At 36.3% G+C, this 17,553-nt stretch carries 15 protein-coding genes; 3 read left to right on the top strand and 12 right to left on the bottom strand.

Features of this window, described 5'->3' with window-relative positions:
• Positions 1-56: 56 nt before the first annotated feature.
• Complete coding sequence (locus EGX95_RS04280; RefSeq protein WP_000963375.1) at positions 57-629, bottom strand: TetR/AcrR family transcriptional regulator; 573 nt, start codon at positions 627-629, stop codon at positions 57-59.
• 427 nt (positions 630-1,056) lie between these two features.
• Between EGX95_RS04280 and EGX95_RS04275 the strand changes: the two genes are divergently transcribed.
• Complete coding sequence (locus EGX95_RS04275; RefSeq protein WP_000984138.1) at positions 1,057-1,911, top strand: hypothetical protein; 855 nt, start codon at positions 1,057-1,059, stop codon at positions 1,909-1,911.
• Positions 1,912-2,025: 114 nt separating this feature from the next.
• Here the strand turns inward: EGX95_RS04275 and EGX95_RS04270 are convergent, their stop codons facing one another.
• Together EGX95_RS04270 and EGX95_RS04265 are read right to left on the bottom strand one after the other, a co-directional pair.
• A complete protein-coding gene (locus EGX95_RS04270) occupies positions 2,026-2,325 on the bottom strand; it encodes a hypothetical protein (RefSeq protein WP_001149499.1) in 300 nt (99 codons plus the stop codon).
• Between the two features lie 103 nt (positions 2,326-2,428).
• Positions 2,429-4,795 (bottom strand): DUF6359 domain-containing protein, encoded by a 2,367-nt coding sequence (locus EGX95_RS04265; protein WP_000279233.1) that lies wholly within the window; start codon positions 4,793-4,795, stop codon positions 2,429-2,431.
• A gap of 241 nt (positions 4,796-5,036) precedes the next feature.
• On the opposite strand from EGX95_RS04265, the gene EGX95_RS04260 reads away from it, so the two are divergent.
• A complete protein-coding gene (locus EGX95_RS04260; RefSeq protein ID WP_000453737.1) occupies positions 5,037-6,389 on the top strand; it encodes a DUF4026 domain-containing protein in 1,353 nt (450 codons plus the stop codon).
• Positions 6,390-6,428: 39 nt separating this feature from the next.
• Here the strand turns inward: EGX95_RS04260 and hemY are convergent, their stop codons facing one another.
• The 4 genes from hemY to EGX95_RS04240 form a co-directional block, all read right to left on the bottom strand.
• Positions 6,429-7,850 carry a protoporphyrinogen oxidase gene (gene hemY / locus EGX95_RS04255; protein WP_001228068.1) on the bottom strand — a complete coding sequence of 474 codons (1,422 nt, stop codon included), beginning with the start codon at positions 7,848-7,850 and terminating at the stop codon, positions 6,429-6,431.
• 19 nt (positions 7,851-7,869) lie between these two features.
• Positions 7,870-8,805: a ferrochelatase gene (hemH, locus tag EGX95_RS04250; RefSeq protein ID WP_000726786.1), complete on the bottom strand. Its 936-nt coding sequence runs from the start codon at positions 8,803-8,805 to the stop codon at positions 7,870-7,872.
• A gap of 14 nt (positions 8,806-8,819) precedes the next feature.
• Complete coding sequence (hemE, locus tag EGX95_RS04245) at positions 8,820-9,866, bottom strand: uroporphyrinogen decarboxylase (protein WP_000252614.1); 1,047 nt, start codon at positions 9,864-9,866, stop codon at positions 8,820-8,822.
• 179 nt (positions 9,867-10,045) lie between these two features.
• Positions 10,046-12,163: a transglycosylase domain-containing protein gene (locus EGX95_RS04240; protein ID WP_000756269.1), complete on the bottom strand. Its 2,118-nt coding sequence runs from the start codon at positions 12,161-12,163 to the stop codon at positions 10,046-10,048.
• A gap of 127 nt (positions 12,164-12,290) precedes the next feature.
• Between EGX95_RS04240 and hmoB the strand changes: the two genes are divergently transcribed.
• Entirely contained in the window at positions 12,291-12,788 is a 498-nt protein-coding gene (hmoB, locus tag EGX95_RS04235; RefSeq protein ID WP_000644055.1) for a heme-degrading monooxygenase HmoB, read from the top strand.
• Positions 12,789-12,954: 166 nt separating this feature from the next.
• On the opposite strand, the gene EGX95_RS04230 is transcribed toward hmoB, so the two are convergent.
• The 5 genes from EGX95_RS04230 to EGX95_RS04210 all read right to left on the bottom strand — a co-directional run bounded on the left by EGX95_RS04230 (position 12,955) and on the right by EGX95_RS04210 (position 17,403).
• Entirely contained in the window at positions 12,955-14,373 is a 1,419-nt protein-coding gene (locus EGX95_RS04230; protein ID WP_000278156.1) for a PH domain-containing protein, read from the bottom strand.
• Positions 14,366-14,842, bottom strand: coding sequence for a PH domain-containing protein (locus tag EGX95_RS04225; RefSeq protein WP_001182705.1), 477 nt, complete (start codon positions 14,840-14,842; stop codon positions 14,366-14,368). Before EGX95_RS04225 ends, EGX95_RS04230 begins: the two co-directional genes overlap by 8 nt.
• A 74-nt stretch (positions 14,843-14,916) precedes the next feature.
• Positions 14,917-15,213 carry a hypothetical protein gene (locus EGX95_RS04220; protein WP_000606815.1) on the bottom strand — a complete coding sequence of 99 codons (297 nt, stop codon included), beginning with the start codon at positions 15,211-15,213 and terminating at the stop codon, positions 14,917-14,919.
• Positions 15,214-15,460: 247 nt separating this feature from the next.
• On the bottom strand, positions 15,461-16,396 hold the full coding sequence (locus EGX95_RS04215; protein WP_000735179.1) for a hypothetical protein: 936 nt from the start codon (positions 16,394-16,396) through the stop codon (positions 15,461-15,463).
• Positions 16,397-17,031: 635 nt separating this feature from the next.
• A complete protein-coding gene (locus EGX95_RS04210) occupies positions 17,032-17,403 on the bottom strand; it encodes a DUF1304 domain-containing protein (protein ID WP_000402494.1) in 372 nt (123 codons plus the stop codon).
• Positions 17,404-17,553: the final 150 nt, after the last annotated feature.

Below are 17,553 nucleotides of genomic sequence, written 5' to 3'. Positions count from 1 at the left end.
ATATATGACCACTTTGTTCAATTGGTCACTTTTTTTATAATAATAAAAGGATTATCTTAGTTTGACAATCCTTTTAATAAATAAAGTTCAAATAATTCTGCAATTTTTTCTTTTTCTAGCGGCTCATGATTTTTTTCCCAATCAAAAATAAGCGATACATATAAGCGAAGCATAATAAATGCTGTAATTTCTGGATCACATTTGCTAATTTCACCTTTATCAATCGCAATCTTTAAATACGATTGAATGACAGAAACGATTTCCACATCTACTTGTTGCATCACTTCTTGTACTTCTTTCGTTCCCATATCGCGCTCTTCTTGAATTAACTTAATCATGAGCTGATGTTCTTTTCTGAATTCTAATATGCTATATAATGCTCTATGTACATTTTCAAAAAATGAAACATCTGAACGAATTGCATTTTCTGCAACTTGCTTCATTTCTGTAATTAAATTAGAAATAATCTCGCCAAATAGCTCTTCTTTATTTTTGAAAAAAGTATAAATCGTTCCTTTTCCTACATTCGCTAACTTCGCTACTTGATCCATCGTTGTTGCTTTATAACCGAATGCTGAAAAAGACTTTGTTGCAGCCTCAATAATAGAACGTTTTCGATCTATCGCCACATCGTCACCTCCAAAAATGACCAATTGGATAATTTAGTCAATCAGTACATCTTTGATATTACCACACGCTTACATTCTATACAAGTTCTCTTTTTTATTATTTCCATCATAAAAAATTTCAGTCAAGTTATATCATACTTTCCATAGTTTATCAGAAGAAAAGAGAAAAGGAAAAGGTGTTCTTGAGATATACAGCTAAACCTTACTTACAAACAACAAATTTCTCTTTTTTCAAATAATCAAATAAAAAAACAAGAAAATCTTTACATTTAATAGTAATATAGAAAATAGACAAGTTTATCCGACTTTAACGGGCAGTAAGACCCCACCTCAAAATTCAGCGAAAGCAAAGAATTTAGGTGGGAATCGGGCTGTCCATAAAAGTCCGATTGGTGAAGACTAATAATCAGTGGGGGCTTTTTCAGTCATGATGCGTGCACTTCGTTTAAATATAAAGCAAGCTTTTTGTAATCGTGTTTCTTTAATTATTTTGTTTAGTGGATTCGTTCTTATTTGTATTTATCATTATTATTATGTCATTCGTTATTTAGGAAACGCTGCGGGCGGACCTATATCAACAGATATAAAATGGATTGGATTTCGTGATAATGAAATGGATGTTTATTTATTATTAATGCCAGTTATTGCGAGTTTCCCCTTTAGTACAAGTTACAATTCCGATAAGTCAGATGGTTTTAAACCGTTCGTAAGTAAAGGAATTTCGTTATTTCCTTATTCAATAACGAAATATATCGTTACGTTTTTTTGCGGAGGATTTCTTTATACATTTCCGTTCATCTTATCATTATTATTTTGCAAATTAACAATTCCAGACGGAGAACCTATAGCTGGTTCAGGCATCATAAATGATGATGGAATGTTCGCAAACCTATATTTAGATGCGCCTCTCACTTACATTACGGTATATATCGGAATTAATTTTTTATTTGCAGGTTTAATGGCCCTCTTAGGACTCGCTGCATCTGCATGGTCACAAAAGGACTATATGGCGATTCTATTTCCATTTGCAGTTAACTCCATTCCGTACGTCCTGCTAAATACAATATTCCCTACAATAGGCGGAGCACCTATTCATTTATATGACCCAAAGCAACCATTGCAAGGCATGTCACCGTACATTTTAACGATGCAATGTGCTTTCTTCCTTCTCGTTAGCTTACTTATGTATATACAAGGAGTAAAGCGGGATAGAAAAAAATATAGAAGAAGACTGCAAAGAAGAGATCGGTGTAGAAAAGCGTTTCAAGTAATTTCAGACTAAATCATTGAACGAATAAGAGCGTAATTCCCTAATTTAGATTAGAGAATTACGCTCTTATTATCATTTACATGTATCAATCGTATATTTTCACTATTCATATCATCACCCTCCCCTTTACGGCGTACCAGCCAATCCCCATAAAATAACGACCGCTACAAAATAAATCGCTTTAATACCTACCACTAAACATAATGAAATAATTGCATATTTACTTAATTCTCTTCTTGCGCCAATTAAAGTAAAAATAACTGCCAAACTAAATGTTATATAAGATGCCGCTGTATGTATTAAGTTATATGTAATATCTAAACTTTGCGTAAGTCCTATTACCTCCGCTACAAATTGAAGCATGACGATTGTACTAAAAAAAATTGCAAGCTGATTCATTAATTTTCCATTTAACCATGCTTGCATCTTCAACCTCCTCGTTAATAATACTGAATTTTTAAATAATTTTAACATGATTTTTACAGAAAAAGAACGCTCAGTATATCTCTAAGCGCTCTTTCTCAACTATTTAAGAAGCTTTCTTCAAATCAATTTGAGCAAGTACTGGGTCGTGGTCACTTACACGTCCGTGTTCTTTCATAATGTTTGAGTTTAAGTGTAATGGATCTACGATTGTGTGCGGTGCGATGTTGTTTGTTACTAAAATATGATCTAACACTTGTGCATTTCCTTCATGGATGTACGTGTAGCGGTTCTCTTTTGGCACTGTGTTTAACATATTTTTTAAGTTTGTTCCCTCTAATGTTTTTAGTGGTTTAGCGAACTCAAAATCGTTCATATCCCCTAACACAACAACTGGTGCATTCGTATTCTTTTTCTGAATACCTTGTACGAAATTGTTTACTTCTTGTGCTAATTGAACTCGTTTTTCTTCACTTTTTAATACGAGCGGCTGTACTTTTCCAAATGGTGTTGCATCTCCTATTTTTGAGTTTAAGTGATTTGCAACAACAACTAAATTTTGCCCTTGGAACGTAAATTCTGCCGCTAACGGTTTACGTGTACTTTCAAACAATGGGTTTTCGTCTCCAATACGGACAACGTTTTTATCAAGCAACTTCGGTACTGTCGCTAATTTCACGCGTGATGGGTTATAGAAGAACCCGACGCGAATGTTAGCGCCTGGTGCTCCCCCGTCTAAATTATTATTCGGAGCAATTTCTACATACTCATACTTTGGCCCGCGAATTTCTAGCACTGCATCAATGATACGTTTTGCGCTTAACGAAGCATCTGTTGTACCGTCATTAACCGTTCCGTTATTATCTTGCATTTCCTCTACACCGATAATATCCGGCATTTTTAAATTGTATTTAATAGAATACGCTAACGCTTTTACTTTTTCATCTGTTGTTTCTTTTTTATTCGCCGAGAAGTTTTCAATATTATATGTAGCAACCGTTAACTTATCAAGACGCGGCTGAATATTTGCTCCTATTTGCTTAAATCCGCCGTCTATTACAGATGGTAATTCCGTTATTGGCGCAATGCGGAACGCACCGTAATCATATCCGACTACTCCTGTTATATCTCCTGTGAAAGTATCTCCTACTTTTGCTACATAATCACGAGGTACTTTTACAGAAAGACGCTCTGGGTTTAATTGATTTTCATCTAATACAGGTGTGCCATATTTCGTTACAACTTTATTCCCGCCATTTTTCACTGTTACATATAAATTCCCGTTTTTCTGAGGTGCAATAATTTTGGGCGTTGGCATCGTAACGCGCATACCTTCTATACTTTCATAAAAATCGATTGCATCTTCATTTGGATCAAATAAACCAAATGCATCATTATCGATAATTTGATCAGGAATTTTCACACCGTTTTCTCCAAGTACAATCGGTGCTGGTAAAACTTGATCTTTTGCGATTACAGCAACGCGGCTCGCTTTAATTTCAGTCGTCGTTAAGTCTGTGTCAAACCTTTCTGCATATCCAGGCCCAACATATTCTTCTACTACTCCATCAACTTGAATAAGATCTCCTACTGCTACATTCGCATCCTTTTTGTACACATACATACCTTCTGAAGTAGCTGGATCATTATCTGGCTGATTATCTTCTATATAAAAACCATTTTTATCAAGCGCTGTTACAACGCCTTCCACATTGTATACTTTCTTCCCGTTGTAAGGAGAAATATGTGATTTTCCTTGAATATCATGAATACGAACTGGTTCATTGTTTACGATAACAAATGAAAATGTTGAAATCGCTGAAGAAGTAAGCCCTTCTTTCTCTGCAATTGCTTTAATCACACTATTTTCATTCACGATAATTTGTCCGTTATAACGAACACTTTTATTTGTAGGGTTAGAGCCATCTAACGTGTAATAGATTGTTGCTCCTTCTGTATTCGTTGTTAACGTTACTGCTGTTCCTTTCGCAACTTCTCCTCCATTCGGTGAAGCTACTACATCACTAACACGGTTTTGTTCTTCCCCTTGAAACTTATGAGCTGTTACTGATTTTAAACCTGGGCTACTAAAATATAATTCAAGCGTCCCTGTTAAACTAACTTTCTTCCCGATATTTTCAGGATGATCTTTCACGTTTACTGCCGCTCTCACATCGCCTTTTGGTAACTGAACAGGCATGATTTTGTCTGGATTCGTTTCATTTGGCGAATCAGCAATTGCTACGTTTGTATCATCAAACTTAGCCGGATCTTTCGTGTATTTCGAAGGACTTTGCGTATATCCGACGATATACCCTTCCACTGTCCCCTTCGTTTTCCCTTGCTGCTTAAATACTTGAATTGCTTTTTCTACTGACATAGAAGTAGTTTCTTCTGCTTGTACTAAAGTTCCAGTAAATGAAAGCAATAGTATGAATGATAAAAAGATACTTAACAATTTCTTCACAGCCATTTTCCTCTCCCTATTTCATATTTTCTCAGCATGTCTATCATATCAAATGATTCGTTATATAGAATGATATTTCGACAAGTTTTACAAAAAATTAATCTAATTTACTCGTTTTCAAACTATAATACAAAATAATAATTTTACACTTTCTACGAATGCACTCTATAATGTTAGAGAGAGAAAACAGAAAATATCGATATTTCATTGGCATGTAAAATGGATTCATTTGAATAGGAGTGATTGGATGGAAGTACAAACAGAAACATACCGCGCAGCTATGAATGGAACATTAGAACGTCATTTTTCAGATATGATTGCTGTTATACCGACTAGAATTACAATTGAGCAGTTAAAACAACGGCTAGAAACTATCGCTACTAAAGTTGATGAGTTAAAAGTTGTTTATAGTGATGAGACAAGCCTTATTGTTGAGTTACATATGGATGAAAAAGTCATACCGTATGAACTGCATATTGATGAGGCGAATGACCCAGAAGAATATAAACTGTACAATAGACAAGATTCTACAATCGTAGATCGTAATTTTGAAGATGCGGCTTTCGGGACTGAAATTTTCACCCGTACGCTATTTGTAGGCGATGTGCTGGACTGCTTTTTCCAGCAGTTACATTTTTTATGGAACCTTGCGCCAGATTTGTTATTTGTAATTGATTCAAGTGCAGCAATGAAGGTAATATCTAGAAGCTATATTGAATATCACGTTGAAAATGAATTATTACCTGACATTCCTGACTTGTACGTTATTCATTCCGTTTATGAAGACGATAAAGAAGGCGAGCCTACGCAATATTGGTTTCATACACACGGCCTTTTAAGAGCGGGCGTAACAGAAATAGAATTAATTATTCCAAATCGCATTCCTTCCTACTATGGCATTGGTGACCTCTTTCAAACATTTGCGAATAATGCCGTTGAAAATGGACAAGTCCCTATGAATGAGCCTATCGTTATCGCACATAGTCAGCAAGGCTCTATACATACCGTAGCTGTTCCGTGGGAAAAAGGATTATCTTATATTGGGCATAAAACGAGTATAGATCAATTATCTTCAATTGAGAATGAAGAAGTGAAGCTACAACCAATAGATGCACAAAACACATTCTTAGGCGGGATGGATGACCGAGATGAATACCATCAATCGCCATCTGTTCTCTTGTTCAAATTTGATACTTCAGAAGAATGTATCGAAAGCTTTTTCAAAGAACACGAGGAAGCTACAGGGCTCATGTTCTATAAAACAAATAGTGAAACGGCTCGTATGGCTTACAATGCGAAGAATACTTTCGGGTATTTCAGCAACATTTTTCAAATTGAACAATCAAATGAGGAGTTTCGTTTTCTCGCTAAGTTTGGCGTTTCCTATGAAGAGGATAAAAGCGAGCATATGTGGTTTGAAATGCAACATATTACGGAAGACTTTATTCAAGGAATACTCATTAATGAACCATATTTTATAGAAGATATGAGTGAAGGAAATAGTTATCATTTAGATTTTGATGACTTAACAGAATGGGTTATTTATGCAGGAGATGCCGTTATAAAGCCAAATAACTTATATATGTTTATTGGTGAATAAGTAACAAAACGCCTTCAATATGATTGAAGGCGTTTCTCTTTACTGTGCGATTAATTCCGTATTCATTACTTTCTCCAAATGAGAGAGTACACGCTTTGCAGCCCTCTCACCTTGATCAATACAGTCCGGCAGACCAGAACCAGCGTAAGAACTACCTGCCAAGTATATACCTGGCAACTCTTTCTCCATAAATGTTGTGAGTTTCTTCATTCGCTCGCTATGGCCTACTGTATATTGGGGCATTGCTTCTTTCCAACGGCTTACGACTGTAAACTCTGGATTCTCTGTAATATCCATCGTCTTTCGTAAGTCTTCTAGTACGAGCTGAACGAGTTCCTCTTCTGTTTGTTCTACAACTGCTTCATCACCAGGTCGTCCAACGTAACATCGAAGAAGCGTTTTTCCTTCTGGCGTTGTATGTGGCCACTTTTTATGCGTCCACGTACATGCTGTAATTGTGTAATCACTATTTCGAGAGACAACAAATCCTGTACCATCAATATCTCGCTGAATGGCTGATTTCGGGAAAACCATTGCTACATTCGCAACTGATGTGGACGGAATGTTGCGGAAGAAACGAAACTGCTTGTACTGTGCAAACATAGATGGCAATACTTTATGTGAACTTGCCACTACGACCGCGTCCGCTTCTATTTCTTTTCCGTTACTAAGAGTAATCGTATAGCCATCACCCTGTTTTGCAACTTTTTCAATGCGAGTTCCCTTTATTATCGTACCTTCATGCATCTTTGCTTCGAGAGATTCTACAATAGATTCTAAACCTGTTTTCACTGTTTGGAAGATTCCTTTTTTCGGTTCAGCTTTCTCTTCTTTCGGAGCGAGCGTACGCATACCGAGTGAAATACTGCGATGTTTCTGCTCAATTTGATACATTTGCGGGAATGTTGACATTAAGCTCATTTCATCAATATCCCCTGCATAAATACCCGATAGTAATGGTTCTATTAAATTTTCAACCACTTCATTTCCGAGGCGATGTCTGAAAAAGTGCCCGAGTGATTGGTCAGATACTGGCTTTGACCTCGGCATTAATAGATCAAAACCAGCTCTTAGTTTACCAATTGGGGAGAACAGCCTGGAAAATAGAAACGGCGTAATTTGCGTTGGAATTCCCATCATTGATCCATTCGGCATTTTATGTAACCGATTGTTTACGAGGATAAATGATTGACCGGCCTCATTATTTACAAGTTCATCGCCAAGACCTAATTCTTTCACTAATCTAGCTGCACTTTCTTTTCGTGCTAAGAAAGAATCCGGTCCGCGCTCAATTGTAAATCCATCTTTTCGAACGGTTTGAATTTTTCCGCCAAGTTTACCCGATGCTTCTATCAGTAATGTATCAATCGGCAAGTTTTTTTCATGAATATTTTTTTGTAAGTTATACATTGCTGTTAATCCAGTGATGCCTCCGCCGATGATCACAACTTTTTTCCTCAAGCAGGCTCCCCCTTTCTTCTTACAGTACAGATTCTTTTTTCTTTACTACAACATCTGTTAAGCAGTCAATAAATGCATCCGATGCGTTTGGCATTTCTGGACGATAATATTTCGCGCCAATTTCATCCGTTACCACTTTACACTCAAAGTCGTTGTCATATAAAACTTCTAAATGTTCCGCAACAAATCCAACTGGTGCATATACGAATGAAGTATAACCGTGCTTTTCATTTAGTTCTCTCGTTAAATCTTGTACATCTGGACCAATCCAAGGATCTGGTGTGTTTCCTGCACTTTGCCAACCTACTGCATAGTTTGCTACTTCAGCGCCTCTTGCAATATAGTCCGCTGTTTCATTTAATTGATCTGGATAGGGATCGCCCATTGCGATAATTTTTTCTGGTAAGCTATGAGCTGATACGATTAATACTGCTTTTTCACGTTCTGCGTCTGACATACCGCTATATATACCTTTCACTGCATCAACCCAATACTGGATAAATTTCGGTTCTTTATACCAGCTATCGATGCCATGAATTGTTAAGTTTCCAAGTTTCTCAGCTTCTTCTTGTGCTCGTCCAACGTATGATTTTACGCTAAACGTAGAATAGTGCGGCGCAAGAACAAGTGCGATTGCATCTTGTATACCGTCGTTATGCATATCTTTCACCGCATCTTCAATGAACGGTTCAATATGTTTTAAGCCAAGATACATATGGTACTCGACTTCATCTTGTACTTCATTTAAACGCTTCTCTAACTTCTTAGCTTGCTCTAATGTAATAGTAGCTAAAGGAGAAATACCACCAATTGCACGGTAACGCTCTGTTAAATCTTCTAGCATTTCAGGACTTGGCTTTCTTCCTCTGCGAATATGTGTATAGTAACGTTCAATATCTTCTTCTTTATATGGCGTTCCGTATGCCATTACAAGCAAACCAATTTTCTTTTTCATACAGCAATTCTCCTTTACTTCGCTAACTGCCCTTTAGAGTATTCATGAATAAATGTAGTTAAACGTTTTAATGTATCTGGATTTACTTCTGGGAATACACCATGACCTAAGTTAAAGATATAACCCGGCTGTTTCATCCCTTGATCTAAAATACCTTTTACATGTTCTTCAATAACAGACCATGGTGCAAGTAAGAACGAAGGATCCATATTACCTTGTACCGCCTTGTGAACGCCGCGTGCACGTGCTTCTTCAATTGGTAAACGCCAGTCTAAACCGACTACATCAAGCGGTAAGTCGTGCCATTCATTTACTAAGTGTGCAGCTCCTACGCCGTGCATAATCATCGGTACACCCATCGTGCGAACTTCTGCAAAAATACGCTCCATTGCCGGTTTAATAAATACGCGATAATCTGCTACGTTTACTGTTCCAACCCAAGAATCGAAAATTTGAACTGCTTTTGCTCCTGCGTTAATTTGCGCTTTTAAATATGTAATAACCATATCTGCTAGCTTATCCATTAAAGCGAACCAAGCTTTCGGCTCTGCATACATAAACGCTTTCGTATTATGGTAGTTACGAGATGGACCGCCTTCAATCATATAGCTCGCTAACGTAAATGGAGCTCCTGAAAAACCGATTAACGGTACGTCTAGCATTTCAGTCGTTAATAAACGAATTGTATCTAATATGTACGGTACGTCATCTTCTGGATTGATTTCCCCTAGTTTTTCTACGTCTTGTAAAGAACGGATTGGATTATCAATAACTGGGCCAATACCTGATTTAATTTCTACATCCACACCAATTGCAGGTAGTGGTGACATAATATCTTTATAAAGAATTGCTGCGTCTACGTTATACTGATCAACTGGCAGTTTTGTAACGTAAGCACATAACTCTGGATTATGTGTAATTTCAAATAAAGAATACTTTTCTTTTATCTTTCTATATTCCGGCTGCGAACGACCTGCTTGACGCATATACCACGCTGGTACATAATCAGTACGTTCCCCCCTACATGCTTTTAAAAATGTCTCATTTATAGTTCTTACCAAGACCCTAGCTCCCTTCCTTACCACAATGCTTCGAATACGTTCGATATTTATCTTTTTTTACTATACAGCTTGTAAAAACAAAATGCATAATATTATGTACGTTGTTCATTAAATTGACACAAACATTCTTAAAAACGCTTACTATTTTCACAACATTCTTATTATAACACAGAGAAAAACTATGGTTTAGCTACTTTTGACTTTTCTCCTTCGCGATTCGTTTGTGTGTTATATGGCACAACGTAAAAACTCGGTTTTGAAAAGATGTTAACGAACTTTTCCTCATATTCCCCGGCACCATTTACAGTACCTACATGCGTATGAATTCCATTTTCCACTCTATAAATACGATACATAATTCTTTCATCTGGAAGTGGTGTCCAGCTTAATTTCGCTTTAAATAAACCGAAAGGGCTAAATGCTAATTTCATTTTCACATCTTCAATCTTGCGCAGCCGAATTGGAGCACCGATTGTTTCCACACCTTCTGGTTTCCTAAACTGCTCTTTCTGTTCTACATTTGCTTTCGTTAAAATTTTCTTAAACAATTTTGTTGCTGATGCACTTTCTCCTTGCAACTTATGCTCTTCATCTATGCGGTCATAACCAATCCAAACAGCGCCTACTAAATTTGGCGTATAGCCAACGAACCACATATCCCTCGCCCCATTATCGTCATTTGGTAAGGAAGTTGTACCTGTTTTCCCAGCTAACGCCCCGCTATATACACCGACTTTCGCTGTCCCTTCCTTTACAACTCCTTCTAACATTTTCGTCATATACCAAGCCGTTTGTTTCGAGAAAATTTTCGTTTCTACTTTTGGCGACTCTCCAATGACTGCGCCGTGTCTATTTAACACTTTATCAATAACGTGCGGCTCAATAATATCACCATTTGCTAAAAACGCACGGTACATTTTCACAAGATCAAATGTTGAAACACCATTTTTCAATCCGCCAAGCGCTGTACTTAAGCCAGCATCAGCAATGTGAACATTTCCTTTCTCTAAATATTGCTTTCCTTCTTCTACCCCTAACTCATTTAATAAAGAAACTGCTGGTACATTTGCTGACTCTACAATCGCATCGTACATCGTCATTTCTTTCGAATACTCATGGTTATAATTTCGAGGTTCATAACCTTCAAAAGAATGTCTTTCATTCTTTAATAAAGAATACGGATTATACTTTTTCGTTTCGAGTGCTGGCGCATAAACGATAAGTGGTTTTAGCACAGAACCGGGCTGTCTTTTTGCAAAAACACGATTGAACCCTCTCGGAACGTACTTTCTTCCGCCAATCGCCGCTTTAATGCCGCCTGTACGATTATCCATTAATAAAAAAGCACCTTGCGCTCCCTCTTCTTTCCCAGGGAAATTCCTTGCATCTTGAAACTGGTTATATGCTACCTTTTGAATTTTTTCATCCATCGGTACGACAAACGTATATCCTCCGCGAAGCACTTCTTGATGAGACAATCCGTATAAACGTGCTGCTTCATCTATGACCATATCAATATACGGCATATATGCGAGCTCATTCTCATCTAAGTTTTTATAGAGAGCGATTGTCTTTCCTTGATAACGTACGCTTTCTTCGGCAGTCAAATAGCCTTGTTTATGCATAAGTGACAATACGAGATCGCGGCGTTCTTTACTCTTCTCTGGAGAAAAATAAGGTGAATAACCGTTTGGCGACTTCGGAAGACCTGCAAGCATTGCTCCTTCTTCTACTGTTAAATCTTCTACATTTTTATTAAAATATAACTTTGCTGCTGCTTGAATACCGTAAGCTCCATGGCCAAAATAAATATGATTCATATACATTTCAAGAATTTGTTGCTTCGTATATTTTTGCTCTAATTGAAGGGAAATTGCGACTTCCTTCAACTTGCGCGTAAATGTTTTTTCACGAGTTAAAAAGACGTTTTTAGCAAGTTGCTGCGTAATCGTACTGCCGCCTTCGACCTTCCCTCCAGCTAACGTGTCTTTATAAAGAGCACGAAATATAGACGGGTAATCAATTCCTTGATGCTCATAAAAACGAGAATCTTCCACCGCAACAAACGCCTGCTGCACGTATTTTGGAATTTGTTCGATTGGTACGAGGTCTCTATTTTCTACGTATAATTTCGTAATTTCTTTCCCTTTCTGGTCAACGATACGTGATGAAGAGTGGAAAACGAGCTGCTTTTCATCCATCATATAGCCACCAGCTAACACAATTAGTTTATAAAGGACAATCGCTAGTACAAGCGTTGCTAACCCACCTAATAAAGTCCACTTTACTTTCTTCATACATCGGCCTTCTTTCCAAATGATGGTACATTTATTATTTGAAAAAGAAGTATCTTTATGTATATAATCTTCGAAGTTTTTTAAGAGAGTTGATATAATAGAAACAAATAAGTAAGGGGGCATTAAAATGAAGGCTATTATTTCATACGAAACACCTCTAGAACAAGCACATTTCACTGCAAAAAATGATGAAAAAAATATGTTTTATAAAGAAAATACAGAAGAATCTGTAGAAGGATCTCTTAAGTATGATGTACTAGACGCTGTTGGAGAATTTAAAGGACAGCCTGGCTATATCGTTTGTAACAACATTTCTGTAACAGACGAAGGTCGCCCAGTATTTGAAAACCGTTTTAAAAACCGCGCAGGCCTTATTGAAAACGAACCAGGATTCCAAGCGATCCGCGTTCTACGCCCATTAAGTAACGATACATACGTCATCTTAACGATGTGGGAAACAGAGCAAAACTTTAAAGACTGGACAGAATCACGTTCATTCGAAAATGCTCATAAAAAACGCCCCGCACAAGCAGAAGGACAAGCTCCGGCGCATCCACATGCAGAACAGCAAAAGAGTATTTTCTCTCGTCCGTCTTTCGTGACTACTTTTGATGTGTTAGTTTAGGGTTTTGGAGTTCGAAGTTTGAAGGTCACGGTATGTGAAATTATATCGACGATTTTCTGAATATATCGGCGATTTTTCGAATATATCAACGATTTTTTCAATATATCGACGATTCGACAAAGAATATCGACTTATCGACAAATGACGACACAAAAAGGAAACACCGTTACACACCGGTGTTTCCTTTTTCTTTGTACCAATTATATATACGAAGCGCATCTTCTTTTTGCATATGTTTCACTTTATAACGATGCCCTGCTACTGATACGACAGCTGCACATAGCTCGTCTTTCTTTTGAAAATACGACTGACTGTATCCGACTGCTTGCACATGCCTTCTTCGCATGATTCCTGTATATTTCGCGAGTCCTCGGTATACCATGACTAACTGATTGTCTCGTATCATATAACCACTACTTGTATACCGCGCGTATGCAAGTAACGTAAATATAATACATAGTGGTATGAGAGTGAATAACGCAATATTTTGTTTAAAATATATACTCGCACCTATGATTGGCACAGCGAGTACGGCACTTGTAATCCAGCCCATGATGACATAACGACGTAATGCTGCTTTCGGTAAATGAACGATTTCCGCTTCCATTTCATACGGCAACTGCAAATACGTAAGTAACTGCTGCACATCTGTTTTCTTCATAAAAGGATGTAGCATCACTTCATTTCCTGCCGCTTCTATACTTTGAATGACTTCTACTTCGACAGAACAATATCCGAAAGGCTGGCGGAGAATGCCTTCTTTCACCGTAATCGCTTGAATGCGGTGTAATTTTAATACAAACTCTTTCTTATCAAATAATCCTTGTACGATGCGAACTTCATTTCTTTTTCGCTCTATTTTAAAGTTCGCATATTTTAACGCATAGCCAGCTGTAGAAATGACCCACGAAATTGCCATTAAAATCGCGGCCATAACGATTAATTCATAAACACCGTTATCCATCACATACGCTTCTACTTTATTAATGAGCCATTCTGGTAGAAATTGATTAAACTCTGTGTAAAGGATGACTAACATAGAAAACACTAATCCAAATCTGCCAGATGTAATAGATGCTGCTAAAATTTCTTTCGTAGCTAACTGATAAACCGTCTTACTTCCTTCTGCCGCTGGCGCTTCTTCACTCACAACGCTTCTTTCTTTATGTAATAAGGCAATTAGTTCCTTCGCTTCCTCTTCTCTAATGCCAGCTAACATCACTTCTGGCTCAGTACCGCCGCCTGCCGCTTCAATATTTAATTTCGTCAGTCCAAATATTTGATAGATGATGTTAGAAGACGTACTAATATTTTGCACACGTTCTTTATTTAAGTAACTTTCTTTCTTTACAAAGACGCCATGTTTAATATGTAAAATATTATTTTCAACCCAGTACACTTTAAAATACCATTTTATAGCTGAGAAAATAGCCATAATGAATAATACAAACAAAAGAACAAGATGCAAGAAATACCATGGTTCTACTTCACCATCTGATCGAAATAAAACAAGAAAAATAAAAGGCAACAAAGTCGCAACTCGAATACCTAATAAAATCGTGATCGGATGTTGCCTCTTATACATCCTCATCACTCACTTTCGCAAGTTCTCCAATTTGTCTTTTCAACTGCTCTGCTTCTTCCTTCGTTAAACCTGGAATACTATGAGAAGTTGCTGCTGTTGAAATATGTAATTCTGCTAAATTATACTTTCTCATAATTGGGCCTTGCTCAATCGTTACGTGCTGCACACGAATCATCGGAATGAGCACGCGTTTTACAACGAACATTCCCTTTTGAATCTCAATTTCTTCTTCATTTAATCTGTAACTATAATAGCGTTGACGTAAATTTGGAAATACAAAATAATCAAGCGGAATAAATAGAATAGCTCCTGTGACTAACAAGCCAAACAACCAACCCCACCAATTAAAGTTGATCATAAAAAAGAAATACGCAATTACGACTGCTAGTATAACTGCCGCCCCAATTAAAGCATGAATTCGCCACACTTTCAGCATATTAGAATGAATCTCCCTTTCTAACGGCTGCATCTCATCACTCCAATTATATGAATGTATTACTTATATATTAGTTGGTATATACATATTTGTAAAATTATAGTTTTTTACATCGTATCGAGAACTTCTTTAAAATTCCCTTCATTAATGGAATGCACTTGAAACTGAATGTAATCTATCTCATTCGTATCTGGCTTAGCAAATGGCAAAATGTTAAATCTAGAAGCCGATCTTCCTAGCATATCTACAATCATAAGAGAAACGTCAATATATTCGAAGTCTACACAGAATACGACTGCTTCTCCCGTACATTCATACTCTTTAATCGCATCGTAAGACTTATTGGCACTAATTAACATTACTTTTAATAGTTGGTTCAAATTTTCTGGTTTAAAATTAATCATATACGTGGCTCCTTTTTCAACAAAACACTACAAAAATAGTGTAATCTTATACTTTCATAGCTTCACACATCAATTATATTAAAAATAAAGCTAGTTTTTTATAAATTTTTTGATATAATTACTTACGGGAAAAGGGAAGAATTTTGTCTTCCCTTGTGTTTTTATTTGCATCTAGTACTTTTGCTAGATGCTTTTTTTTACGCTAAAAAGGTATCCTCAAACACTTTGAGGATACCTTTCCATTAATTTAGTGCACTTCAACAATTGTACCATCTTCAAATACTTTAAATACGCCAGTAAATCCTGATCCAGCTGCGCCTTCTATTTTATATGTCGTACGCACTCTAATTTGATAATATTTCTTTCCATTCTCTACTTGCGTATTTTCTAGCGTATAATCATAGTCTTCTTTATATTCATTTTTAATATATTCTTTCGCTTTCTCAAAAGTAAATGCATCTTGAGTCTTTCCTGTTTCTACCTTTTGGTTCTTCTCTGTCGTTACCTTCTGGTTCTTTTCTGTTTCTACTTTTTGAGTCTTCTCTGCCGTTACCTTTTGGTTCTTTTCTGCTTCTACCTTTTGAGGCTTCTCTGTTGTTACCTTTTGATTCGTTGCTACATTAGTTTTTTCTGCCTTCGCTACCGTTGCATTCTTTTCTGCTTCACCAATTTTAGTAATTAATCCTGAAGCCTTTTTATTATATTCTTCAAGATTTTTGTTATCTTTTGTTTCTGAAACTAGCTTATTTAATATATCTTTCGCTTCTGCGTAATTTTTCTTATTTATTAACTCTTCACTTTTCACTAGTTGCTCGCTATACTTCTTTTTTTGTTCGACGATAGCTAATAATGCTGTTCGTTCTTCCTTCGCTTGTTTTACTAACGTACTATTTCCATCCTTCATGTTCTCTACTTTTTCAAATGACTTGATTGATTCTTCTACCTTTGTTTCTTCTTTTAACTTCACAGCTTCAATCATTGCTTTTGTTTGTTCTACAAGCACCTTTGCATCTGAATCATCTTTCTTCTCATCTAGTGCTTTTTCAAATGATGATAAGGCATTTTTATACTCTTTATTCGTTAACGCGGTCTTTCCTTCATCCATTACTTTGTCAAAATTCCCATTACTACATCCAGCTAACATTAAAAATGTAAGTCCAATTACCATTAATAACTTTTTCATTTTTTCTCCTCCTATATATCCCCTAAAACAATAGCTTTATATGTATAAAAGTCTGTGTAGTAATTAGACTGAGCGTAAATATGTACTTTATGTGCGGGAAAGGAAGTACATTTCATTTACTATCATTACTTAAAACTCCTAAATATTTGGTTTTCTTCTTTTAAAGACAGAAAGGAATTTTAATAATGTGCGCAAAGTTCTCACCAAGCTCTTTACTACACACACTCTTATACACATAGAAAAACTTTTGAACTTCATATATCTTCTGACGATTTGATACACACTCCGATTTGTAACATACCGAAAAACAAAAAGAAAACAAACTGCAATATAAGTTACAGTTTGTAACTATTTTGTAACACAAATGTAACACATGGTTTTTAAACATACAATAGTTTTTTTTTACATTATTTTCCCCACTTTCTATATTTTAAAGCGTTAATCCGGTTCCAATCCTTAATGTAATACGTATTTTCATAACAATCGCGCTAAAAAAGAATTTACATTTTTGATTAAATTGAAGGATATACCCCCTTAAAAAGAAAAAATACGCTATTCTTTCTTCCTATGAGCCTATAGGAAGAAAGAATAACGTATTTTTCAAAAATGAGTTCTTTTATACAAACGCTTTAGTTCTATATCACAATTAAAAGGGCAATCAACGCTAATATAGCTGGAAGTCCTTGTTTTACAATAATTGATTTATTAGATGTGAAACCGCCGAACAGAGCTGCTACTACCACACACATTACAAAGAATAATTGAACCATATAACCAATTGAATTGAGACCAAGTATAAGTCCCCAAATGAGACCAACGGCTAAAAATCCATTATATAAACCTTGGTTTGCAAACATAATAGCTACGTTTCGATCTCCTTCTAAATGCTCCGGTAATTTAAAAGCACGTTTTGCGACTTTTGAATTCATAAAAAACATTTCGAGGCTCATGATAAATAAATGTTCTAATGCTACGATCCCGACTAAAATAGCTGCGATTATTTCCACAGTATTGTGCCCCCTCTATCTTCGCTTTAATCTTATAGCTTATATAAAAATCCGACATCGTCTGAATAACACGTTTTCGAAAATTCCTCCTTCTTACTTATTAAAACATTAATTGATACATCAATATTTGATGCATCAATTAATATACAA

Source organism: Bacillus sp. FDAARGOS_527 (assembly GCF_003812125.1).
Lineage (GTDB): Bacteria > Bacillota > Bacilli > Bacillales > Bacillaceae_G > Bacillus_A > Bacillus_A paranthracis.
Note: the sequence above shows the minus strand (reverse complement) of the source record. Positions and strands in the feature narration are given on the sequence as shown.